The following is a 22,401-nucleotide window of genomic DNA, read 5'->3' as shown; positions in this document are numbered from 1 at the left end:
AAAGAAATAGACATAGCGAGCGTAAAAAATAGTACGTATTGAACAAAAACACCCGCCCTCTGGCAAGAAGGCGGGTGTTGAACAGCAGATGTTATTTAGCGGGCTTGCATATGCCGATGCAGGCGATGACGACGTTCGAATTCACGCACCCGCTGACGGGCGAACTCAATTGTTTGTGCGGTCATGACGCTGCGATTTTCATCTTTCAACTCGCCGCCCATATGACGCACCAAGACCATCGCAGTTTCGACCATCGCTTCAAAGGCGGCAGAGCTATCGACTGCACCTGGTAGCGGCATCAGCAAAGTGATGCCAGGGGTCATAAACTCACCCATTTCTTCAATGGGGAAGGTGCCGGGCTTGACCACATTAACCATTGAGAACTGCAGTTCGCTGTCTTCACTCTCTGTTTCAAAACGGTGGAAAATGCCCATTTCGCTGCTATAACGCAATCCGCACACCATCATGAGTTCAAGCAGCTTACTACCATCGAAGCCTTCCGGATCACGGGAAAGAACGCTGATCACCACGACTTCTTCAGCGCTAGAGAGCGTCTCTTTAGCGTGCTCGCCGCTTACATCGTGACGTAAGGCTTTTTCTAATGTGGGATGAGCGCGCACCCTCTCGTCAGTAGCCCGCTTGTCACCTGTGCGGTCATTATCTGCTGAGCCGGTTGCATAATCAGCGCCTTCATCGAAGTCCGCCTGATAGCGTTCTTCATAATAAGACTCTTCACTGGCGGCATGGCCGTTAAGCTCAAAGTGACGCGCTTCATCGTCAGCCATACGCTGCTGGGTAGCGAGCCTGTCTGCCGCTGCCGCGTTAGCCGCCGCTTCACGCGCCTCCGCCTGCTCTTGTGCAAGGCGAACCCGCTCTGCATCAGCCGCTTCTTTCGCTTCGCGCCGCTGCTCGGCTTCAAGCGCTTTGCGCTCAGCCTTCTGCTTAGCCAACGCTTTGTCGCGTACCGCTTTTTCAGCTTTCTTGCGCTGCTTCTCTTTACGTCGCTCGATCAAACGACGTTTCAGCGAACGGCCCATGCCTTCGAAATCGACGAGTCGATACTCATCTACTTCGTCATCATCCAGCTCGTCGTGCTCGCCTACGGTGTCAGAGCGTAACTGACGCCGCTTGGGTGAATGATCACTGGAGGCGTGTTTAGCAAATACGGCATCTTCAGGCTCTGCACGCAGTACCGGCTCAGCGTCGAGATGCGGCTGAACGGCTGCTTCAGTATCCGTATCGCTTGCGCTGATGGAGAACGCGTCGGTTGAGGTCGCCGCTTCCTGGGTTACGGGCGCTTCATTCATCGCCGCAGCAGGAGCTGGTTCCGGGGCATCAACACGAGCGTTAGCAGTCGTTGGGTTAACCGCTGTATCAGTATACTGTTCTGGACTCTCGGACTGAGCGATATCTGTCTGCGACGTAACTGGTTGCGTCGTTTCTTTATGTGCAGTGCTATGTGTAGTGCTGGTCTGAACAACTTCAGCCCGTGAAGTGTTGGCCATGGTGATGCTTGGCTCACGACGCTCATGCTCAGTCGGCATCGAAGGTGAAGTCGCCGTATGTGCGGTAGCGGTCACCGGCTTGGCTGATTTTTCAGCGGCCTTTAATTGCGATTTAGCAATTGCTTCGGTTTTATCCGCTTTACGCTTGGCTGCTTTAGCAGACGCAGAGCGCCTAAACTCAGAAAGCACCCTGGAAGGACCAGGATGCTCTTGACGTTCTAATTTTGGTTTATTACCTAAGCCACTATAGTCTGCAGGCTTAACAACTCGGGCGCCCCCGTTAGGAAGTTCCCAATTGATTTCCGCTGCTTTAGCAGCCTCATCAGGATCTTCAGCTGAAAGATCCTGTCCCGCCTGATCCAAACGGGGTACACGACGCTGTCGTTGTAATCTTCGCGCACCGTCTATAACGATGAGCGATACCAACGCCAGCCCTAAAATGATTAGCCACTCTCTTAGTTCCATGTCGAACGTTCCATGGTCATCTTGCCGGTTGCTAAGGCACTGTGTCTAAAAATTCATGCCTAAATCTGAATATGGGTAATGGCTATTGAATAAATGCAAGCCATCAATAAGACCAAGCATAGCGCGAATGTTAAGAAAAAGGCCAATTTTTGCTGTATTTAACGTGATTTTCACGCCTAGGCAATTTTTTGGCGCTGCTTAAGGCGAGAATATTCGACCTAAACTTCCGACCTTAACTTCGAACAATAGTGCCACACCCATTTGCGCTAACATTTATAAATAGCTTTATAAAGGAATCACAGAGGCAAGAAAAGTCGTTTTGACAGCCAACTCAGCTCACCTATCTAATCACTGTATAAAACCTTAGCCATCTCAAGCGCACTCTTAATAGGGGTAATATAGTTAACTTGAACGCTTTAGGACATTTTTTTACGTGTTCAGCCTATCATTAATTACGCCGTGTTAAACATCTGCGCTTAAATCCGCGACACGAGTCCAAAAGTTTTCGGCCGCTGGGCTTAAAGAAGTTCTTGGTCGGACAAGATGTATTTGCATGTCTATATCCCAACAGGGATCAAGCACCCGCACTAAACGGCCATCTCTAATCTCTTGCTCTGCAAGGCTTTTTGGCAACCAGGCCACCCCTTTCCCTTCTAATGCCATCGACATTAACACCGCTGCCAAGTGGCTACTAAATTGAGCCTTAAGCGCTAAAACGTCTCTACTGCCATATAAACGGTGCGCCACAATACGCCCAAGACCCGACGCTTCTGTATAGGCCAAATAAGGTAGCTGATTGGGCGCATGAGTACCCAGCAAAGAGCTGGCCACTAGCGCTATGAGGGTATCGTCTCCTACTTTTTGACTAACAAACTGGTCTTGGATCAGCGGCGAAGGCACCTCCGGATGAAGGTGACAGAGCAAGAATGGCACCTCACCCTGTACCAACAGCTGTTCGCAACCAAGCATGCTGTCTGAGTGGAGCTGAATCGCTTCAATCGGCGCACCGTTCTCGATGCGCCGAATCCATCGCGGGAAAAAGCTAAAAGAGAGCGAATGAGTGGCGGCAAATTGAAGCGTTTTTGCCGCTTTGCCTGCCACCTCTTGCGCTTCTGCGCGCAGTCTATAAAGACGCCCTATCGCTTCAAACGCATGGACTTGAATATGACTGCCTGCTTCGGTCAGTGTGGTGCCCTGCGGGGTTCTTACAAATAGCTTAACGCCCATCCACTGCTCTAGCGAGCGAATGCGTCGGCTGAACGCTGGCTGAGTGATGTGACGCGCCTCTGCCGCGCGTACAAAACTGCCGTGTTCTGCCAGGGCGTTAAAGTCTTCGAGCCAAACAAGTTCCATAGGCAATGCCGTTTCAGCATGGGGCGGCATAGTAATAGCATTGGTAGCGCCGAATTGTCACGCTTAATGTAATGCCATCACCCATTAAGGAGTACACCATGCGCATCGTCGAAATACGCGAAAAAACCGTTTCCATCGCCTCACCCATTGCCAATGCCTACATCGACTTCTCAAAGATGACCTGTTCGGTGGTGGCGGTCATCACCGACGTTATTCGCGATGGTAAGCCTGTGATTGGCTACGGGTTTAACTCCAATGGACGTTATGGCCAGGGCGCCTTGATGCGTGACCGTTTTCTCGACCGTATCAGCGAGGCTGACCCGGAAAGCCTGATTGATCAGGCCAATGACAACCTGGATCCCTTTGCCATCTGGAAAACCTTAATGGCCAACGAAAAGCCCGGTGGCCACGGCGAGCGCTCAGTGGCGGTAGGCACGATCGACATGGCCGTTTGGGATGCGGTGGCCAAAATTGAAGGCAAACCGCTCTACCGGCTACTGGCTGATCGCTACCGCAACGGGCAGGCGGACGATAAAGTTTGGGTCTATGCGGCGGGCGGCTACTACTATCCCGGCAAAGACCACAGCAAGCTTCAAGATGAAATGCGTAGCTACCTAGACCGTGGTTATAACGTGGTCAAAATGAAAATAGGTGCGGCCCCATTAGATGAAGACCTGCGCCGGATAGAGGCAGTCATTAAAGTCGTTGGTGACGGCAGCCGTTTAGCCGTGGATGCCAATGGCCGCTTTGACCAGGAAACGGCCATCGCCTATGCCGAAGCGCTGAAGCCTTATAACTTGTTCTGGTATGAAGAAGCCGGTGACCCGCTCGACTACGCCCTGCAGGCGGAGCTTGCTAATCACTACGAGTTGCCCATGGCCACCGGCGAGAATCTGTTCTCGCATCAGGATGCGAGAAACCTGCTCCGCCATGGCGGTATGCGCGCCGACCGCGACTACCTGCAGTTTGACTGCGCGCTCTCCTATGGCTTGGTGGAGTATATGCGCACATTAAAAGTCATGGACGAACTAGGTTGGTCCTCGCGCCGCGTAGTTCCCCATGGCGGCCACCAGATGTCGCTGAATATCGCCGCAGGCTTGCAGCTTGGCGGCAACGAATCCTACCCGGACGTTTTCCAACCCTTTGGCGGTTTTGCAGATGGTATTCAGGTGGAGAATGGCTATGTGGCGCTGCCGGAGATTCCCGGCGTAGGCTTTGAAGCGAAGTCGAAGCTTTATGCGGTGATGCGCGAGCTTGGTGAAGGTTAAAGTAAAGGGCCGAGGTTAAGGGTAAAGCTGCTTAATCGACCAGCGCTGCCGCTTCTTCGATACCCACCGAGACTAACCGCGACACGCCGGGCTCTTGCATGGTCACCCCCATCAAGCGCTCGGCGGCTTCCATGGCAATCTTGTTGTGAGTGATATAGATAAACTGCACGTTTTCAGACATCTCTTTTACCAGCCTTGCATAACGACCCACGTTGGCGTCATCCAGCGGGGCATCCACTTCATCCAGCATACAGAACGGCGCAGGGTTGAGCTGAAAGATTGCGAATACCAACGACAGTGCAGTAAGCGCTTTTTCACCGCCCGATAACAGATGAATGGTGCTGTTCTTCTTACCCGGCGGGCGGGCCATAATCGCCACGCCGGTTTCCAATAGATCATCGCCCGTTAGCGTTAGCCATGCCGCACCGCCACCGAACACGCGAGGGAACAGCGCCTGCAGCCCGGCATTGACCTGGTCAAAGGTCTCGCGGAAGCGCACCCGAGTTTCCTGGTCAATACGCTTAATCGCCCGTTCCAGGGTTTCCAACGCTTCGGTGAGTTCGGCATGCTGCGCTTCCAGGTAATTGCGCCGTTCGGCCTGTTGGTCGTACTCCTCAATGGCGGCGAGGTTGATCGCCCCCAAGCGGCGGATCTTGTCGGTGGTGCTTTCCAGGCGCTCCTGCCAACGTGTTTCCGTCGCTTCCTGGGGCAACTGTTCGGCGAGGGTCTCGACGTTATGGCCAAGCTCCGTTAGCTGCTCATCCTGGGTGGCTGCTTTAAGTGCCAGCGCTTGAACGTCCATACGCCGCTGCTGTAACTGCTCGCGACTCTGTTCAAGATTGCGCTCATGTTGCTGGCGAGCCAGTTCATCATTGCGCAACTGTTCTGCCAGCGCCTGGGCCTGCTGACGCGTCGCATTCAAGCGACCTTCCTGCTGCTCACGCTGATGAAGCAACTCTTCAAGCTCTTCCCCTGCCAGCTCGTCGGGCTCGACCAACATCTCCCGAGACTCTTCAAGCTCGGCAATACGCAGCGAGAGGCGCTCTTCCGAGTCGCTCGAGCGCGCCTGCTGAGAGCGCAGGCTATCCCGCTCAGCGCTTAAGCGTTCACGCTCAAGTGCCAACGCCTGCTGCTGGGCTTTAAGCGGGGCATGCTGTTGCGTCAACTGGTCACGCGCCCCACGCTGGCGATTGCGCTGCTCGGCACTGGTTTCCCGGGCTTCGGCGGCGCTCTCTAGCTGCTCCATCGCCACATGCCAGCGGGCGCGCTGCTCATCAAGAGTAAGCGCTAACTCTGCTTCATCCTCTTGTAGCTGGGCAAGCTCTGCATCAAGCTCCGTCGCACGACTTTCAAGATGCTCCAAGCGCTGAGCCAAACTGCGCTCTTTCACCGCCAACTGCTGCAAGGTGCTGGCGTGGGCACGTTCCTGTTCGGCCTGCTGCTCTCGAGCCTGCTCTAGCGCTTCAATCGTCTCACTAGCCATCTCACACTGCTCTTCTGCCAGCGCCAAGGCCTGTTCTTCACTCTCGCGCTGAGCGGAAAGCTCGGCGTAGCGGCGGCGGGTCAATAGCAGCCCGTCGATGCCTTCACCGTTGGCTTGCTGATGCAGCCAGCCACGGCCCAACCAAACCCCATCCTGGCTCACCACGCTTTCGCCAGGTGCCAAATGCGCTACCTGTGCCTCTGCCTCTTCGGCCGTTTGCGTATAGTGAATACTTGCTAACCATTCGCCCAGCGCGCCTGCGCCTTTGACCAAGCTGTCTAATCGCTGACCCGAGGTAGAGGGAGTTGGCGAGGTTTGATCGATCAAACGCCAATCGGTGGCTAAGGCCTCGGGCAAGGCCGCCAACTGCTGGCGAGTGACTAAACGTGCATTGAGCCACGGCGCAAGCAACCAGGAAGTAAGCGCTTCCCAACCGGGCGCTACTTGTAATACCTCACCCAGCTGGGGAGCCTCTGCCAAACCGTGCGCTTCCAGGGTTGTGCCTATCGCGGGGTCGTGATCCACCAGTGCAGCGTCGATTAACGCTTGTAGGGAGGCCAGTTCCCCCTGACGCTGGCTTAGTTCAGCGCGTTGATGATCGCGGGTTTGAGTCGCCTGCTGCTGGGCCGCCTTGGCATCGCCATAGCGCTGCTGCCATTGATCGCGCTGGGATTGAAAGCCTTCCGCCTGCTGCTGGGCTTCCGCTAACTGCTCTTCGCATACGGCATGCTCTTCGCGTAGCCCGGTGAGGTCGGCGACCTCACTACGCTGCTGGCGGCGACGCTGATTTTCGGCTTGCAGCCGCTGAATACGCTGCTCCAAGTCGCGCAGTTGATCCTGGCTGCGATCAGCGTTGCGACTAGCATCCCGCCAGCGGGTTTCAGCATCGGTCCACTGCTGTTCAGCGGCTTCCAGGGCAGGAGATGCGTCGGCTAGCGACTGTTCCAAACTTTCGAGCTGCTCTTCTAAGGCTTCGTGCTCAGGAAGCAGATCGTCAAAGCGCTCATCGATCGCGGCTAAGCGTTCCTGATCGCCTTCGCTCACTCGGCGCTGCTCGTCCAGGTCACGCCTGGCGGTAGCAATATCGCTAGCCAGTTGAGCTTCACGGCTACGGCGATGAGCCTGATCTTGTTCGAGGCGGGCAATGCGCGTGGTGGTTTCAAAGAACTGCTGTTGGTGGCGGTCGAGCACTTCAGAGAGTTCGTCGTGCTGTTCGCGGGCTTGTTCCAAGCGGGTTTCGCACTGACGAACCCCGAAGACGTCTTTTTCGACCGCGATTTCCAACTCGCGAACGCGGCTCTCCTGGTGCGATTGTTCCGCGCGAAGAGTGCGGCCCCGCAGCAGCGCCAGCTCGCCCTTGAGCCGGTACTCCTGTTCTTTTAGTTCCTGGTAGCGCTTGGCAGCTTCGGCCTGTCGTTTAAGGCGCTCTAGCTGTTTATCCAGCTCTTCGCGAATATCGTCCAGACGTTCCAGGTTCTCTTGGGTGCGCCGCATGCGGTTTTCAGTTTCCCGGCGGCGCTCTTTGTACTTGGAGATACCCGCGGCTTCTTCCAGCGTTGAGCGTAAATCATCAGGGCGAGCTTCGATCAACCGCGAAATCATGCCCTGGCCGATAATCGCGTAGGAACGCGGCCCCAGGCCGGTGCCCATAAACAGGTCGGCGATATCCCGCCGACGGCACTTTTGGCCGTTGAAGAAGTAGTTGGATTGACCATCCCGCGTTACCAGGCGCCTAACGACGATTTCGGCATACTGCGCATAAACGCCGCCCATACCGCCGTCGCGGTTATCAAACTTGAGTTCGATGGAGGCTTGGCTTATCGGTTTTCGACCAGTGGAGCCGTTGAAAATAACGTCAGCCATTGATTCGCCGCGCAGAGTTTTGGCGGAGGATTCCCCCATGACCCAGCGCACGGCATCAATAATATTGGATTTACCGCAGCCGTTGGGACCCACGATGGCGGTCATATTGCCATCGAAGGGTACCGTGACGGGGTCCACAAAGGACTTGAACCCGACTAAGCGAATCGACGTTAAGCGCATACTTAGGCCGCGTTCCCGTTGCGATTATTCAAAGACACGGTTAATCACCACTTCAGCGGCTTCTTCATCAGAAATAGGACCGACGCTGACGCCTTCAAGGTCGCCAAACAGATCTCCCGGCTGGGGCATGGCTTGGCCGGAAGGCGAAACACGCACCATCAACCGCGCTTCACGTACCTGGGAAATTTGCGCTTGGGGTGACATGGCCACGCTATTATCTAATACCACGGTCATGGGAAGTTCAGCCACCTGTGCCTGAACCACGGCCAGCGGTGGTAGCTCGCCTTCCACATCGCGAGCGGTAATAAACACCGTGTCATCGCCATCAACGCGATCGGCAAGCGCCTCGTCTAACGAGACACTCACACGAATACCTGAACTCTCTGCCGCTTCCACGGCGGCCTCTTCGGGCGCAACGCCCATTCGCTCTTGGGCAACGCGAATACCATCGCGCAGCGAGGCGGCGGTATTGGGGTCTTCGATATTGGCAACCGCACGGCGCCAGCGGTCGATGGCCTGTTCATAATCACCGTTATCAAAGGCGTGAATACCTAGCATACCCAACACGGTAGGTTGGCGCGGATCTTGTTCCAGCGTTTCATCGACCAGCGCCTGCACTTCATCGGTGAGTTCGCGCTCGGCCATAAAGAAGCGAATTTGCGCTAGCTGAGCCAGCAACGGTGGAATACGGCCTTCAATCTCGATCAAGCGTTCAAGCGCATCGACGGCCTGGGGCATCTGCCCGGTTTCGCGATAGACCGGAAACAGCGCGCTCCATACGTTGGGGTTGTCTGGCTGACGCTCGGCCTGCTCTTCCATGCGTTTAATATACATGTCCAGCGAGCCTTCGGGGTCATTCTGTACTTCTTGCTGAACGGCGAGTAACACAAGGTCGCCCTCGGCGCCTTTCTGCTGATACCAGAGCACGCTGACCACTACCACGGCCACCATAACGATAGGCACCACCAGGCGACCCGCCCCTGCTGGTTTGAGCGGCCGACGCGTACGCACCGCGGTGTCTTCCAGCAGGCTACGCTCAAGCTCCAGCCGGTCTTCTTCAAAGCGCTCGGCGTCTATGTCGCCTCGCTCGCGCGCCGCTTCTAATGAATTCAAACGACGCTTAAAAATCGCCACGTTCTGCTCGGCAGAAGTGTCATTGGTTTCAAACGCGTGTTGTTGATCATGTAATCGACGCGCGTTTCTTAGCGGCGCTACCAGCAGCCATAGCGCAGGGAGCAGTAAAACGGCAATCGCAATCCAGAGCAGCGTCATGAAGACCTCTTACGGTTAATCAGCGCATCTATCCGCTGGCGCTCTTCGGCGCTCAACGCTTTAGCAGAGGCATTTCGGCGGGCACGAATCATCAACACAACCACCAGCGCGCCTAGTAGCACCAGCGCAATAGGCAATCCCCAAAGCAGGTAGGTACGGCTCTCTAATCGCGGGTTGTAGAGAATATATTCACCAAACCGCTGCACCATATGGTTAACAATTTCGATGTCCGACTGGCCGTCTTGCAACAGTTGATAGACCCGCTCGCGCATGTCCGCCGAAATAGGCGCATCGGAATCGTTAATGGCCTGATTTTCACACAGCGGGCAACGCATTGAGGCGGTTAAGTCGCGGTAACGCTTCTCCGTAACGGGATCGTCAAACTCGCGTAACTCAATACCGGCCGCCACTGCGCCTGACGCCATAACCAGCAGCATTAATGCTGCGACAATGCGGATTAGCGCCATTTTTCCACCTCCGGCAGGATTCGTTCGCGGACGTCTTGCGGCGATACGTAGCCTTTATGGTGATAGCGGATCACACCGTCGGCATCAACCAGAAAAGTTTCCGGCGCGCCGTAGACGCCGAGGTCAAAGCCTAGCTCGCCTTCTGGATCGAAAATATTGGTTTCAAACGGATCGCCAAATTCACTGAGAAACTCCATGCCCTTCTCGCGGGTATCACGGTAGTTAACGCCCACCATGCGAATGCCCCGATCGGCTAGCTCCAGCAGTTGTGGCATCTCCTGCTTGCACGCAGGGCACCACTCGCCCCAAACGTTCACTAGGGTAACGTCGCCTTGCAGCAACGATTGATCCACGCGCCGATTTTCATCCCGCAGCGTGGTGGCTTCAAAAGCAGGAAAGTCACGCGCCATCAACGCGGAGTCGCGCTGAGATGGATCCAGCGATAAACCTTGGTAAAAAAACAGTGCCAGCCCTAAAAACCCAACCGGCAGCAGTAACAGCAGTAGCCGGCGCTTCATACCACGGCCTCCTGCGGTGAATCACCTTTATTGATGGTGCGGGGAGCCTCTCGGGTGACCGCTGCCCGGCGATAGCGTTTATCGAGCACGGCAAGAAGCCCACCGGTTGCCATTAACAGAGCACCCAGCCACAGCCAACGCACAAATGGTTTGTATTGAACCCGCATCGCCCAGCTGCCGTCGCCAAGATCTTCGCCCATGGCAACATAGAGGTCGCGAAACAGCCCCGGCCGCAGAGCTACCTGGGTCATCGGCATACCGGTGGCTAAATAGAGACGCTTTTCGGGCCGCATGGTGAAGCTGCTTCCAGTCTCGCCACGCTGTACCTGAATAATCGAGGTATCCGCCAGGAAGTTAGGGCCGCGACGCTCTATCAACTCTGTCATCGTAAACTGATAACCGGCCACTTCTACCGTGGTGCCTGGTGACATCCGCACATTGCGCTCGATGTTGTAGTTGGACACCACGGCAACACCCACAATCGTGACCGCCACACCAATATGTCCTAACACCATGCCCCAGTAAGAGAGTGACAGTTTGCGTACCCCGGCGACAAACGAGCTGGCGTGACGGGTTTTATCAAACACATCGCGCAGCATCGGCAGCACAATCCACAGCGCAGAGACGATCCCCAGGGAGACAAACAGGTTCCACTCTCCGCGATACAGCAGCGGCATTAGCACCCCCAACACCAGCGCCGCAGCGCCCGCCAGCCAGAGCTTGCGCACTAAGTCACGCGCCGCCATGCCCTTCCAGCGAGTAACAGAGCCAAGCCCCATAAAGATACACATCAACACGGTCAGCGGCACAAAAAGAGCGTTAAAGTAAGGCGGCCCCACGCTGATTTTACCCAGCCCCAGGGAGTCTAGAATCAGCGGATAGACGGTGCCTAGCAAAACGGTAACCGTCATGATGACTAGGAAGATATTGTTGACCAGCAGCAGCGCATCCCGGGAGAGCCAGTTAAAACCGACTTTATGGCTGACGCGCGGAGCACGCAGGGCAAATACCAGCAGCGAGAGCGTCACCGTGATCGCCAGCAGCATGAGGATAAAGAAGCCACGGGCAGGGTCGTTGGCAAACGCATGTACCGAGGTAAGCACGCCAGAGCGCACCAGGAAGGTTCCCATTAGCGACAGTGAAAAGGTTGAGATTGCCAGTAGCACCGTCCAGCTCTTAAACGAGCCGCGCTTTTCCGTCACCGCCAGCGAGTGCACCAGTGCAGTCCCCGTTAACCAAGGCAGTAGCGACGCGTTTTCGACCGGATCCCAGAACCACCAGCCGCCCCAGCCAAGCTCGTAATAGGCCCACCAGCTACCCAGGGCAATACCCACGGTAAGAAATGCCCAGGCCAAATTTGTCCAAGGCCGTGCCCAGCGCGTCCAGGCGGCGTCTAGGCGGCCACCCAATAGCGCCGCGATAGCAAAAGCAAAGACCACGGAAAAGCCCACGTAACCCATGTAGAGCATGGGCGGATGCACCACTAGCCCAAAATCTTGTAGCAGCGGATTAAGATCAGCACCGTCTTGGGGCATATCGGGCAGTAAGCGCTCGAAAGGATTAGAGGTGATCAGGATGAACAGCAAGAAACCGACGCACACCATGCCCATCACGCCCATTACCCGAGCGACCATATCCCGCGGCAAGCTGCCGGTAAACACGCTGGCTGCAAAGCCCCAGCCCGCCAGCATTAAACTCCATAGCAGCACTGAGCCTTCATGGTTGCCCCACACCGCACTGAATTTGTAGTACCACGGCAGGAGCGAATTAGAGTTGTTAGCCACATTCGCTACGCTGAAGTCGTCGAGCATATAGCTTGCGGTTAAACAGGCATAGGCGATAGCAACAAACAGAAACTGCCCGGCCGCCATAGGCTGGCCATAGGCCATCCACAAAGGCCGTCTAGTCGCTGCACCGGCCAGCGGCATCACTGCCTGCATCATTGCCATTAAGAGCGCAATAATGAGAGCAAAGTGGCCAATCTCAGGGATCATTTTGATAAGCATGTGCGCTCCGAATTAGCACTGGCGGTAGGGCAAGTCGGTTAAACGATGAGTGTTAATACTCGCTTGCCTGGGGGACGCCCTCTTCCTCAAGACGCTGACCCACTTCGGCAGCCTTGGCCTGGTAGTCGGCCGGCGAATAGCCCGCCTCTTCAAGTGCCTGTGCTACTTCCGGTGGCATGTAGTTCTCATCGTGACGCGCCAGCACTTTATCGGCATACAAACGGCCATCGGTTTGCAGTTCACCGACCACCACCACGCCCTGGCCTTCGCGGAACAGATCGGGAAGAATGCCGCTGTAGTAGACCTCTAGGTCATCGACGTAATCCGTTACGGTAAACTCGACGTCCAGGCTTTCAGGATCACGGGAAACCGAGCCCTCTTTTACCATGCCACCCGCGCGAATTTGCCGTTTCATAGGCGCATCACCCTGGGCAATCTGCACCGGGCTAAAAAACAGATTAATGTTGGCGCGTAGTGCGTAAAGCGTTAGCCCGACTGCAATCGCCGTTAGCGACACCAACCCCAAAATGACGAAGAGTTTCTGTTTACGTTTAGGTGTCATGGGGTGTTTCCTTTTAAGCTATTTGCGCGCCGCGCCCGACGCTTCAAGCCCTTGATTAACTGACGCTGTTCAACGCGCGCATGCCAAACGGTGGCCACCAGCAACAGCGCTGTTACCCCCCAAGCCGACCATACGTAAGGGGCATGGCCGCCCATGGCAAGAAATTCGGAAAATGAGGCAAATGCCATTAGCGCGTCTCCTCTGCCGGTACTTTCATCATCTGGCCGTTAACCAACTCTTGTACCCAGCGCTTGCTCGCCTCGCGGCGCAGAATCTCGCTGCGCGTGCGCATCAGCGTCAAGGCTATAAAAAAGCTGTAGAAGCCCAGCACCATAATGACCAGTGGCAGCCACATCTCGGTGGGCATTGTCGGACGCGAGGTTAACGTAAACGAGGCGGGCTGGTGCAGGGTGTACCACCAATCCACCGAGTATTTGATAATAGGAATATTGATCACGCCTACCATGGCCAGCACCGAGGCTGCCCGAGATGCGCTATCACGGCTGGTAAAGGCACCACGCAGGGCGATCACGCCCAAATACAAAAACAGCAGAATCAGCATTGAGGTGAGGCGCGCATCCCACATCCACCAGGTGCCCCAGGTCGGCACACCCCAAACGGCGCCCGAAAATAGCGCGACAAAGGTCATGGCAGCGCCCAGCGGTGCCATAACTGCCGCGGCCATATCGGCGACCTTAATTTTCCAGACCATAAACACGAGCCCAGACACCGCCATGGAGATAAAAATGGACTGCGCTAAAAAAGCCGCCGGCACATGGACGTAAATGATCCGGAAACTGTTGCCCTGCTGATAATCCGCAGGCGCAAACGCCAGCCCCCATAGCGAGCCAGTGATTAATAGCAGCGCCGCTGCGGCCCAAAACCAGGGTTGTAATTTAGCACTAATGCCATAGAACCACTTGGGTGATCCCAGTTTGTGTATAAAGGCCCACATAGCGTGTCCTGTCCTTAACCGTTAATACTGATACGCAGCGATGCGGCAATCGCCCAAGGCGCTGACATTAGTGAGGCGGCCAGCAGTGCGCCTAAAATAGCCAAGTGCGCAGAGACGCCGTCACCCAAAATAGCCGCCTGCACCGCACCTGCGCCAAAAATGAGCACCGGAATATACAGCGGCAGCACGAGTAGCGAGAGCAGTACGCCGCCCCGCGCCAAGCCGACCGTTAGCGCCGCACCAATGGCACCAATCAGACTCAAGCTGGCCGTACCCAGTGCAAGCGACAGCGCCAGCACTGCGTAACTACCCACTGGCAAGGCGAGCATAATGCCCAGCAGCGGCGCCATGAGTGCCAATGGCAGCCCCGTCAGTAGCCAATGCACCGCTACTTTGGCCACGCTTAATGCCGCCAGCGGCTGGGGAGCCAGTAGCAGCTGTTCAAGGCTGCCATCGTCATAGTCGCTACGAAACAGGCTGTCTAACGACAGCAGCGCGGCCAACAGAGCCGCCACCCAAAGCAAACCTGGTGCAATCGTCGCCAGCAGCTCTGGATCCGGTGAAATAGCGATTGGAAACAGGGTGATCACCAGGGCAAAAAACACCAGCGGATTGAGCACTTCCCCGCGACGTCTAAGCAGCAGCGTCAAATCACGCACTAGCGTGGCCTTTACCGCGATCATCAGCCCACCTTTGTGCTCAAGCAGCGGCACTGGCAGAACATCTGCGGTGGCGTCGGCTCCATATAGAGAGCTACTAGAAGAGCTATGTGAAGAGCTGTGCGACCCTGTTTCCTGCAACCCTGTTTCCTGCAATCCGGTCTCCTTCTACCCCAGCGCGATCCGCCTTATAGGCGTTGAAGCGGCTAACTCGTGGTGAGTCGTTACTAGTACGCAGCCACCCGCCTGAGCATGCTCAATCAGTTGCCTTTCAAGGGCCGCGACGCCGTGGCGATCAATGGCGGTGAAGGGCTCGTCTAGCACCCACAGCGCTCGCGGTGTCAGCGTTAAACGCGCTAGCGCCACACGGCGCTGCTGGCCTGCCGAGAGTTGCCCGGCGGGAATATCTTCAAAGCCCGCCAGGCCAACTTGCTCAAGCGCCTCCAGGCGCTGCTCTTCGCCCCCTTTCCCTTCGCTGCTCTCGCCACTCAGGGCTTGGTACCAGGCTAAATTTTCTAACGGAGAGAGCCCTGATTTTATGCCTGGGGCGTGTCCTAAATAGAGCAAATTAGCGAGAAAATGTTCACGGACGCTTTTCATCGCAGCGCCATTCCAGAACAGCTCGCCTTCATAGTCGCTTAGCTGCCCGGAGAGGATTTTTAGCAGACTTGTTTTACCACTGCCATTAGGCCCTTCAATACGCACGATTTCACCGCTGCGAATGTCGAGATCCAACCCCTTGAAAAGCGAGCGATCATCACGTTCGCAGGACAGCTTTCGGGCTTGTAGACACAGGCTCAAGAGACTCTCCAGGCACATTGATTTCGCGTCGAACTCTACACGGAAAGGCCGTTTCTCGCCACTAACACAATGCGGCGCTGGGTCGCAGCTTGATGTCAATCAATCTGTCCTAAGACCAATTACTGCTGGCACTGTATGCAAAAACAGGTCTATACTAAAAACCACTGTATGAAAGAACATGCAATGGAGACTTCCTGATGACGATATCGATGGCAGCACCTACCGCTAAACGTAACCACCTACACTCTGTGCCACGTGCATATTCGATGGTGCCTAGCGTGACACGGCGTAATACCTATGCGCTCAAAGTGCGCGGTAACGCAATGCGTGATTGCAACTTATTCGATGGCGATGTCATTATTATTCGCCGTTATCAACACGATACCCAAACAGAAACCGCCGTTGCCGAGATCAACCAGCAAAAAATAGCGTTAAAGCAGCTCGCTATCAGTCGTCTTGGCGTAGAGCTATGGCCTGAAGATAGCCTGCAACCAGCGCTCTTTTTGCACAACCGTGATATTCAGGTGCTCGGCATGGTGATGGGTGTTGAATCTCATCCCAAGGCTTGCCTGACAAGGAAGCATACCGTCACGGAGCATTAATGCGCTACCGGGTTCCAGAGCTCTCACCTTCGTCCTGGCATACGACTGACACTGAAGTAGAAAAAAGCCATTTTATCACTTGGACCTGCTTCGCCACTGATATTGATGCATTCGCCCGCATGCTGACGGCGGCTAAAGCTGAACACCCCAATGCTAGCCATCACTGCACTGCCTATATTGCTGGCCCCCCCGGTGAGCAAAATATGATTGGCTTCTCGGATGATGGCGAACCTGGCGGCACCGCTGGACGACCAATGTATCAAGTCCTCCTGGGCAGCCAACTAGGTCATATTGGCTGTGTGGTGATTCGCTATTTTGGCGGCACAAAGCTGGGTACCGGCGGTTTGGCCCGCGCTTACGCCCAGGCGGTTAGTCATGCTTTGGAGACGCTACCTACCCGGGAAGTGGTCGAGCGCGATCTTTATACCCTGCGGCTCAGTTTTGCCAACGAAGCGATTGCCCGCGCCTGGTGCGAAGAGCAAGATATCCCTATTGAGCAAGCGGATTACGATGGCGATGGTGTCCGTCTAACCATTGGTTGGCCTCGGGACAACCCACTTGACCTTTCCCCGCTAGAAAACCGCTTGAAGAGCGCTATCGACATTCTCACTCACTAGATAGCCCATCGAAATAGCTCTTAGAAATAGCCCATAAAAAAACGCGACATACTGAACGTGTCAGTACGCCGCGCACGGATACTCACTCTTTAAGCATTACCCAAGGTATTTAATCATCACACCGGCCGCAACCGCCGACCCAATAACACCTGCCACATTGGGTCCCATGGCGTGCATCAAGAGGAAGTTATGCGGGTTCGACTCCAGCCCCACCTTGTTGGCCACCCGGGCAGCCATCGGTACCGCAGAAACACCGGCAGCACCAATCAGCGGATTGATCGGCATTTTACTCACTAAATTCATCAGCTTTGCCATCAATACCCCTGCCGCCGTGCCAATGCCAAAGGCGACAATACCCAAGCCTAAGATCCCCAGGGTCTCAAACGACAGGAAGCTCTCGGCCATCAGCTTGGAGCCCACCGACAGACCGAGGATAATGGTGACGATATTGATCAGGGCGTTTTGCGCGGTATCCGACAGGCGTTCAACCACGCCGCACTCCCGCATTAAATTACCGAAGCAGAACATACCCAGCAACGGTGCAGCATCGGGCAGAAACAGCGCAACCAGAATCAGCAACACCAGTGGAAAGACCACTTTTTCCAGCTTGGACACCGGCCGCAGCTGGGTCATCTTGATCTCACGCTCTTTCTGGGTGGTCAACAAACGCATGATCGGCGGCTGAATCAGCGGCACCAACGCCATGTAGGCGTAGGCGGCCACGGCGATAGCCCCCAGCAACTCCGGCGCCAACACGCTGGAGACGTAAATGGAGGTCGGGCCATCAGCACCGCCAATAATACCTATAGCGGCGGCCTGATTAAGCGAGAAATCCATGATGCCCATTGAGCTGAGCACTACAGCGCCAAACAGCGTGGCAAAAATACCAAACTGAGCGGCCGCACCTAAAAACAGCGTGCGCGGGTTGGCCAGCAGCGGGCCGAAATCGGTCATGGCGCCTACGCCCATAAAGATAATCAGGGGGGCAATACCCGAAGCAATCGCTACGCTATAAAAGCTGTAGAGCATGCCGTCACCGTAACCCACACTCATGGCGATATCTTTCGCGGCGCGCACCTGATCCGGCGCCGCAGAATCGTGGGCAATCGCTTTTAGCGACTCACGCCATGCGTCCAAGTTCGCCAGCGGATCCAACGTCGCGCCGAGCGCTGCTGCCATCTGCTGAAGCACCGCGGGTCTTGCAACCTCAATTGCTTGGTCTAGCGCTGAAATAGCCAACCCAGCTTCAGGAATATTGGCGAGAATACCGCCAAAACCGATGGGTACCAGCAGTAGCGGCTCAAACTTCTTATAGATGGCAAGGTAGAGCAGCAGTAGACCCACCAGGATCATGGCCGCTTGACCAAGCTCAAGGTTATACAGCCCCGAGCCTTCCCATAACGTTACTAATTTATCCATTACTGGGCCCTTAGAGCTCGATCAGCGTATCGCCTACGGCTACGCTGTCGCCCTCGCTGACGTTCACCTTAGACACAGTACCTGCGCTGCTGGCACGCACTTCGGTTTCCATTTTCATCGCCTCCAGGATGATGACCACTTCACCTTCAGCGACTTGCTCACCGGGGCGAACGTTCACCTTAAAGATATTACCCGCCAGCGGTGCATCAATGGTTTCACCACTGGGTGCAGGCGCCTCCTCTTTGGGTGCGCTAGTGCTGGCTGCCGTTTGCTCTTGCACCTCGCCCAGCTCACCGCCTTCAGAAACCTCCACTACGAACGATTTGCCGTTGAGCTTAACGGTATAGGTCTCTGATCCGCTGCTAGGTGCAGACGCTTGGCTTTCTACCTTGGCAGGAGCTTTTTCAGCGCTGGCTTCAGCTGCTTGAGGAACAGGCTCAAAGGCGTCTGGATTGTCGCGGTTCTTCAGGAATTTCAAACCAATCTGGGGAAATAGCGCATAGGTCAGCACGTCATCGACTTCACGCTTGCCTTCCGCCAAGCGGATACCCTCGGCGCTGGCCTTCTCTTTCAGTTCGGTTGCCAGTCTCTCCATTTCCGGTGAGAGGTTATCCGCTGGGCGACAGGTAATCGGCTCGCCGCCTTCTAACACGCGCTTTTGCAGTTCTGCGTTGAAGGGCGCGGGGGCAGCGCCATACTCACCTTTGAGTAGCGCCTGCACTTCCTTGGAAATCGACTTGTAACGCTCGCCCATCATCACGTTCATCACCGCCTGGGTGCCGACGATTTGCGAGGTGGGCGTTACCAGCGGGATAAAGCCAAGATCCTCGCGGACGCGGGGGATCTCACTCAGCACGTCGTCCAGCTTATCGCCCGCGCCCTGCTCTTTGAGCTGGCCTTCCATATTGGTCAGCATGCCGCCCGGCACCTGGGCAATTAGAATGCGCGAATCAATACCGCGCAGCGAGCCTTCAAAAGCGGCGTACTTCTTGCGTACTTCGCGGAAATAGCCGGCGATATCTTCTAGCAGCTCCAGATCCAACCCGGTATCGCGGCCGGTATCTTTTAACATGGCGACGACGGACTCGGTCGGGCTGTGGCCATAGGTCATCGACATTGACGAGATCGAGGTATCGACGTTATCAATCCCTGCCTCTACCGCTTTCAAAATGGTCGATGTAGAGAGGCCGGTAGTGGCGTGACAGTGCAAATGCACCGGGATCGACAGCTCTTTTTTGAGCCGCGTCACCAGATCAAACGCCGTGTAGGGCGTCAGCAGCCCCGCCATATCCTTGATAGCCAATGAATCCGCGCCCAAACCAGCAATGGTTTTGGCGAGATCGACCCAGCTATCCAGGGTATGTACCGGGCTCACGGTATAAGAGATGGTGCCCTGGGCGTGGCCCTCTACGTTACGCACCGCCTGAATGGCGCGTTCCAAATTACGCGGATCATTCATAGCGTCAAAGACACGGAAGACGTCAACACCGTTGGTCTTAGCGCGCTCGACAAACTTATCGACAACGTCGTCCGCGTAGTGGCGGTAACCCAGCAGGTTCTGACCACGTAGCAACATCGCTTGCGGCGTATTCGGCATCGCTTCCTTCAAGGCACGAATACGTTCCCATGGGTCTTCACCCAAATAGCGGATACAGGCGTCATAAGTCGCCCCACCCCAGGTTTCCAGTGACCAGTAGCCTACGCGATCAAGCTTTTCGGCGATCGGCAACATATCGTCCAAGCGCATACGCGTCGCGAATAGCGATTGATGGGCATCGCGCAGCACGACATCGGTAATGCCTAAAGGGCGTTTTGTCTCGTTCATGGTCTTGGCTCACAGTAGAGAGTTGTAAGTTTGTAGTAAAAATAACAAAAAAATAGCCTAAAGAGGGCTGAGATGAATAAAATTGAGAAAGTTAACGACGCCGCGTTGAGCGATAACGGTGCACTGCAGCACTAATCACCGCCATCATCTCGTCATTTTGACCAGAAGGCGCGGCTGATTGCGGCGATGACTTACTCGTCTCCGCCACAACGGGCGCAGGCTCAAAACGCCCGATCAGCTTCGACATTAGCGTAACGCTAATAACTAAAATAGTAAGAAAAACAAATACAACACCCATACCTAGCGCCATTAACGCCAACCCGTCCTGCAATAGTTCATAATCCTGCATAAGGCGCTCCTACGTCTTAAAGTACAGTTGCTAGACACGTTATTTCACCAACGGCAATTAAAGGCCCTTGGCGCAGTGAGGGGAATACTCTAACCTGCCACACCCAGAATAGAATGCAATGGCGCGATAGTGGAAGTCATGGTTGTTAATTTACTACAAAACGGCAGAATTGGCCTAGCCCCGATGGAAGGGGTCATCGATGCACTGACGCGAGACCTGTTGACTCGCCATGCCGGGTTCGACTGGACGGTTACCGAATTTGTCCGTGTTGTCGATGCACGCCTACCGCCAAGAGTGTTTTATAAGCATTGTCCTGAACTTGCGCAACCGCCGGTGGCAACGCCGAGCGGAATTCCTGTGCATTTACAGCTACTGGGCTCTGATCCTGCTGCTCTAGCGGCGAATGCACAGCAGGCGCTCAAGCTTGGCGCAGTAAGCGTTGACCTTAATTTCGGCTGCCCAGCCAAACTAGTTAATCGCCACGATGGCGGCGCTTCGCTGTTACGCCAGCCCGATCGCGTCTACCAAGCGGTTAAAGCCGTTCATGATGCGTTAGACGGGCAAATCCCGGTCACCGCCAAGATCCGCCTGGGTTTCGCTAACCGCCGCCTTGCGGTTGCCTGCGCCCAGGCCACTGAAGCGGGTGGGGCAGCGCAACTGGTGGTACATGCGCGAACTCGCGATGAAGGCTACCGGCCGCCTGCGCACTGGGAGTGGATCGGCAAGATTCGCCGCCATGTGAGCATTCCCGTTGTCGCCAATGGCGATATCTGGACACTGGAGGATTACTGGAAAGCCAGGACACTCTCAGGCTGTCGCGATGTGATGTTAGGCCGCAGCGCGCTGGCCGACCCCTGGCTGGCTCCGCGCATTCGCCACTGGCTACAGACCGGCGAACGGTTGCCCGAAAGCAGTTGGTCCATGCGTGCCAACGTACTCAAAGAGTACGCCGCTCTGCAGCGCCAGCAGCTGCCTGACCGCGTTGTCGTCTCTCTGGTAAAGCAGTGGCTTGCCCAAATGCGCCAAGGCAGCGCCGAAGCCGAGCAAAACTTCCAGCGAGTGAAGCGCCTCACCGAACTAGACCAGCTACTCGACAGCCTTATCGTCGACGAGCAGCACGCCGCGCTGGCTTAGCCCTTCTCTAGATCGCCCCCATCCTTATCAACAGGCAAAAAAAAGCGCCCTACCGCAAAGCGGGGGCGCTACAAACGATCGCAAGACCGGAGCGCGAGCTACTTCCGGTCAGACTAGAAACTGGCGGTCAGGCTGAAAATAGAAAGTCAGGCTGGAAACAGAAAACCCGCTCTCGATAGGAGAGCGGGTTTTGAAATCTGGCGCGCCCGGGAGGATTCGAACCTCCGACCCCCTGATTCGTAGTCAGGTACTCTATCCAGCTGAGCTACGGGCGCGTGATGTTGCAACTAGCGTTTACTGACACTTGGCATTTACATCAACTGATGCAAAGCGTCTATAAGCTATCAATACATGCTGTCAATTACTGCTAATAAGGTGGCGCGCCCGGGAGGATTCGAACCTCCGACCCCCTGATTCGTAGTCAGGTACTCTATCCAGCTGAGCTACGGGCGCATACCTTGTGACCATATATTTTCTAACTAAGCACTTTTAACCAAGTGCTCTATGGCCATGCAATTGGCGGAGAGAGAGGGATTCGAACCCTCGATAGGGCTATAAACCCTATACTCCCTTAGCAGGGGAGCGCCTTCAGCCACTCGGCCACCTCTCCTCAACGGCACGGCGCGAATATTACCGATTTAGGGATCTTGTGTCTAGTCCTCTGCGGATTTTTTTCGCACCGGCCATAGCTTACATATACGCTTACGTCTTGAACATCGAATCATAATGCAAGCCCGCAAGTTCTATTCCACTTCGTTTTCACTGCTTCGTTCACGCTGGATACGCTGGTAAATCTCTTCACGGTGAACCGCGACATCTTTAGGCGCATTAACACCAATCCGCACTTGATTACCTTTTACACCTAGTACAGTGACGGTGATTTCATCACCAATCATCAGGGTTTCGCCAACACGGCGAGTTAGGATGAGCATGGCTGATCTCCTTTTCAGACGTTTTATTGCAACGGGATATGTCAGCCGGAGGCAACACCACACCATTATGCGGCATAGTGTTGCCTGTCACCAAAAGCACCGGCTCCATGACACCTTATAACCTCCCGTTGAAAGAAAGCTCACCACCACAAGGCAGCAAGTACCC

The 22,401-nt window shown here is 55.4% G+C and carries 20 protein-coding genes and 3 tRNA genes; 4 read left to right on the top strand and 19 right to left on the bottom strand.

Translation table 11 applies throughout. The annotated features are described in order from the left end of the window. Positions 1-95: 95 nt before the first annotated feature. Positions 96-1,970 carry a cell division protein ZipA gene (gene zipA / locus MLE19_RS06010; RefSeq protein WP_240717157.1) on the bottom strand — a complete coding sequence of 625 codons (1,875 nt, stop codon included), beginning with the start codon at positions 1,968-1,970 and terminating at the stop codon, positions 96-98. Positions 1,971-2,432: 462 nt separating this feature from the next. Continuing rightward, positions 2,433-3,323 (bottom strand): LysR family transcriptional regulator, encoded by an 891-nt coding sequence (locus MLE19_RS06005; RefSeq protein ID WP_240717156.1) that lies wholly within the window; start codon positions 3,321-3,323, stop codon positions 2,433-2,435. A 98-nt stretch (positions 3,324-3,421) separates the two neighbouring features. Between MLE19_RS06005 and MLE19_RS06000 the strand changes: the two genes are divergently transcribed. Then, positions 3,422-4,591: a mandelate racemase/muconate lactonizing enzyme family protein gene (locus MLE19_RS06000; RefSeq protein ID WP_240717155.1), complete on the top strand. Its 1,170-nt coding sequence runs from the start codon at positions 3,422-3,424 to the stop codon at positions 4,589-4,591. Between the two features lie 31 nt (positions 4,592-4,622). Here the strand turns inward: MLE19_RS06000 and smc are convergent, their stop codons facing one another. The 10 genes from smc to ccmA all read right to left on the bottom strand — a co-directional run bounded on the left by smc (position 4,623) and on the right by ccmA (position 15,357). After that, entirely contained in the window at positions 4,623-8,117 is a 3,495-nt protein-coding gene (gene smc / locus MLE19_RS05995; RefSeq protein ID WP_240717154.1) for a chromosome segregation protein SMC, read from the bottom strand. A 24-nt stretch (positions 8,118-8,141) separates the two neighbouring features. Continuing rightward, a complete protein-coding gene (ccmI, locus tag MLE19_RS05990) occupies positions 8,142-9,389 on the bottom strand; it encodes a c-type cytochrome biogenesis protein CcmI (protein WP_240717153.1) in 1,248 nt (415 codons plus the stop codon). Then, a complete protein-coding gene (locus MLE19_RS05985) occupies positions 9,386-9,856 on the bottom strand; it encodes a cytochrome c-type biogenesis protein (protein WP_240717152.1) in 471 nt (156 codons plus the stop codon). Before MLE19_RS05985 ends, ccmI begins: the two co-directional genes overlap by 4 nt. Beyond that, a complete protein-coding gene (locus tag MLE19_RS05980; RefSeq protein WP_240717151.1) occupies positions 9,847-10,374 on the bottom strand; it encodes a DsbE family thiol:disulfide interchange protein in 528 nt (175 codons plus the stop codon). Before MLE19_RS05980 ends, MLE19_RS05985 begins: the two co-directional genes overlap by 10 nt. Further along, the gene (locus MLE19_RS05975; RefSeq protein ID WP_276322342.1) at positions 10,371-12,380 is read right to left on the bottom strand and encodes a heme lyase CcmF/NrfE family subunit; all 2,010 of its coding nucleotides are present in this window, start codon (positions 12,378-12,380) and stop codon (positions 10,371-10,373) included. Before MLE19_RS05975 ends, MLE19_RS05980 begins: the two co-directional genes overlap by 4 nt. A gap of 52 nt (positions 12,381-12,432) precedes the next feature. Beyond that, positions 12,433-12,942, bottom strand: a complete 510-nt coding sequence (gene ccmE, locus MLE19_RS05970) for a cytochrome c maturation protein CcmE (protein WP_240717150.1) — start codon at positions 12,940-12,942, stop codon at positions 12,433-12,435. Continuing rightward, positions 12,939-13,130 (bottom strand): heme exporter protein CcmD, encoded by a 192-nt coding sequence (ccmD, locus tag MLE19_RS05965; RefSeq protein WP_240717149.1) that lies wholly within the window; start codon positions 13,128-13,130, stop codon positions 12,939-12,941. Before ccmD ends, ccmE begins: the two co-directional genes overlap by 4 nt. After that, on the bottom strand, positions 13,130-13,897 hold the full coding sequence (locus tag MLE19_RS05960; RefSeq protein ID WP_240717148.1) for a heme ABC transporter permease: 768 nt from the start codon (positions 13,895-13,897) through the stop codon (positions 13,130-13,132). The genes ccmD and MLE19_RS05960 overlap by 1 nt, the downstream gene beginning before the upstream one ends. 14 nt (positions 13,898-13,911) lie before the next feature. After that, a complete protein-coding gene (ccmB, locus tag MLE19_RS05955) occupies positions 13,912-14,580 on the bottom strand; it encodes a heme exporter protein CcmB (RefSeq protein WP_240717203.1) in 669 nt (222 codons plus the stop codon). A gap of 144 nt (positions 14,581-14,724) precedes the next feature. Then, a complete protein-coding gene (gene ccmA / locus MLE19_RS05950) occupies positions 14,725-15,357 on the bottom strand; it encodes a cytochrome c biogenesis heme-transporting ATPase CcmA (RefSeq protein ID WP_240717147.1) in 633 nt (210 codons plus the stop codon). Between the two features lie 197 nt (positions 15,358-15,554). On the opposite strand from ccmA, the gene MLE19_RS05945 reads away from it, so the two are divergent. Together MLE19_RS05945 and MLE19_RS05940 are read left to right on the top strand one after the other, a co-directional pair. Next, entirely contained in the window at positions 15,555-15,959 is a 405-nt protein-coding gene (locus MLE19_RS05945) for a LexA family protein (protein ID WP_240717146.1), read from the top strand. Beyond that, positions 15,959-16,576, top strand: a complete 618-nt coding sequence (locus MLE19_RS05940) for an IMPACT family protein (RefSeq protein ID WP_240717145.1) — start codon at positions 15,959-15,961, stop codon at positions 16,574-16,576. The genes MLE19_RS05945 and MLE19_RS05940 overlap by 1 nt, the downstream gene beginning before the upstream one ends. Before the next feature lie 96 nt (positions 16,577-16,672). On the opposite strand, the gene MLE19_RS05935 is transcribed toward MLE19_RS05940, so the two are convergent. The 3 genes from MLE19_RS05935 to MLE19_RS05925 all read right to left on the bottom strand — a co-directional run bounded on the left by MLE19_RS05935 (position 16,673) and on the right by MLE19_RS05925 (position 20,169). Continuing rightward, positions 16,673-17,995, bottom strand: a complete 1,323-nt coding sequence (locus MLE19_RS05935) for a sodium ion-translocating decarboxylase subunit beta (protein ID WP_240717144.1) — start codon at positions 17,993-17,995, stop codon at positions 16,673-16,675. Positions 17,996-18,005: 10 nt separating this feature from the next. Beyond that, on the bottom strand, positions 18,006-19,820 hold the full coding sequence (gene oadA / locus MLE19_RS05930; protein ID WP_240717143.1) for a sodium-extruding oxaloacetate decarboxylase subunit alpha: 1,815 nt from the start codon (positions 19,818-19,820) through the stop codon (positions 18,006-18,008). A 91-nt stretch (positions 19,821-19,911) separates the two neighbouring features. Further along, positions 19,912-20,169, bottom strand: a complete 258-nt coding sequence (locus tag MLE19_RS05925) for an OadG family protein (RefSeq protein ID WP_240717142.1) — start codon at positions 20,167-20,169, stop codon at positions 19,912-19,914. Positions 20,170-20,307: 138 nt separating this feature from the next. Here MLE19_RS05925 and MLE19_RS05920 point away from each other — a divergent pair, with 138 nt between their 5' ends. Then, positions 20,308-21,303, top strand: a complete 996-nt coding sequence (locus tag MLE19_RS05920; protein ID WP_240717141.1) for a tRNA dihydrouridine synthase — start codon at positions 20,308-20,310, stop codon at positions 21,301-21,303. Positions 21,304-21,501: 198 nt separating this feature from the next. On the opposite strand, the gene MLE19_RS05915 is transcribed toward MLE19_RS05920, so the two are convergent. From MLE19_RS05915 to csrA, 4 genes are all read right to left on the bottom strand, one after another. After that, a tRNA-Arg gene (locus MLE19_RS05915) sits at positions 21,502-21,578 on the bottom strand. Positions 21,579-21,679: 101 nt separating this feature from the next. After that, positions 21,680-21,756 (bottom strand) — tRNA-Arg (locus MLE19_RS05910). A gap of 64 nt (positions 21,757-21,820) precedes the next feature. After that, positions 21,821-21,913, bottom strand: a tRNA-Ser gene (locus MLE19_RS05905). A gap of 133 nt (positions 21,914-22,046) precedes the next feature. Further along, a complete protein-coding gene (csrA, locus tag MLE19_RS05900; RefSeq protein ID WP_240717140.1) occupies positions 22,047-22,235 on the bottom strand; it encodes a carbon storage regulator CsrA in 189 nt (62 codons plus the stop codon). Between the last annotated feature and the right edge of the window lie 166 nt (positions 22,236-22,401).

The sequence above is a fragment of the Vreelandella neptunia genome (assembly GCF_022489065.1).
In the GTDB taxonomy this organism is placed as follows: Bacteria; Pseudomonadota; Gammaproteobacteria; order Pseudomonadales; family Halomonadaceae; genus Vreelandella; species Vreelandella neptunia_A.
The sequence above is the reverse complement of the archived record's forward strand: the minus strand, read 5'-3'. Positions and strand labels throughout refer to the sequence as shown.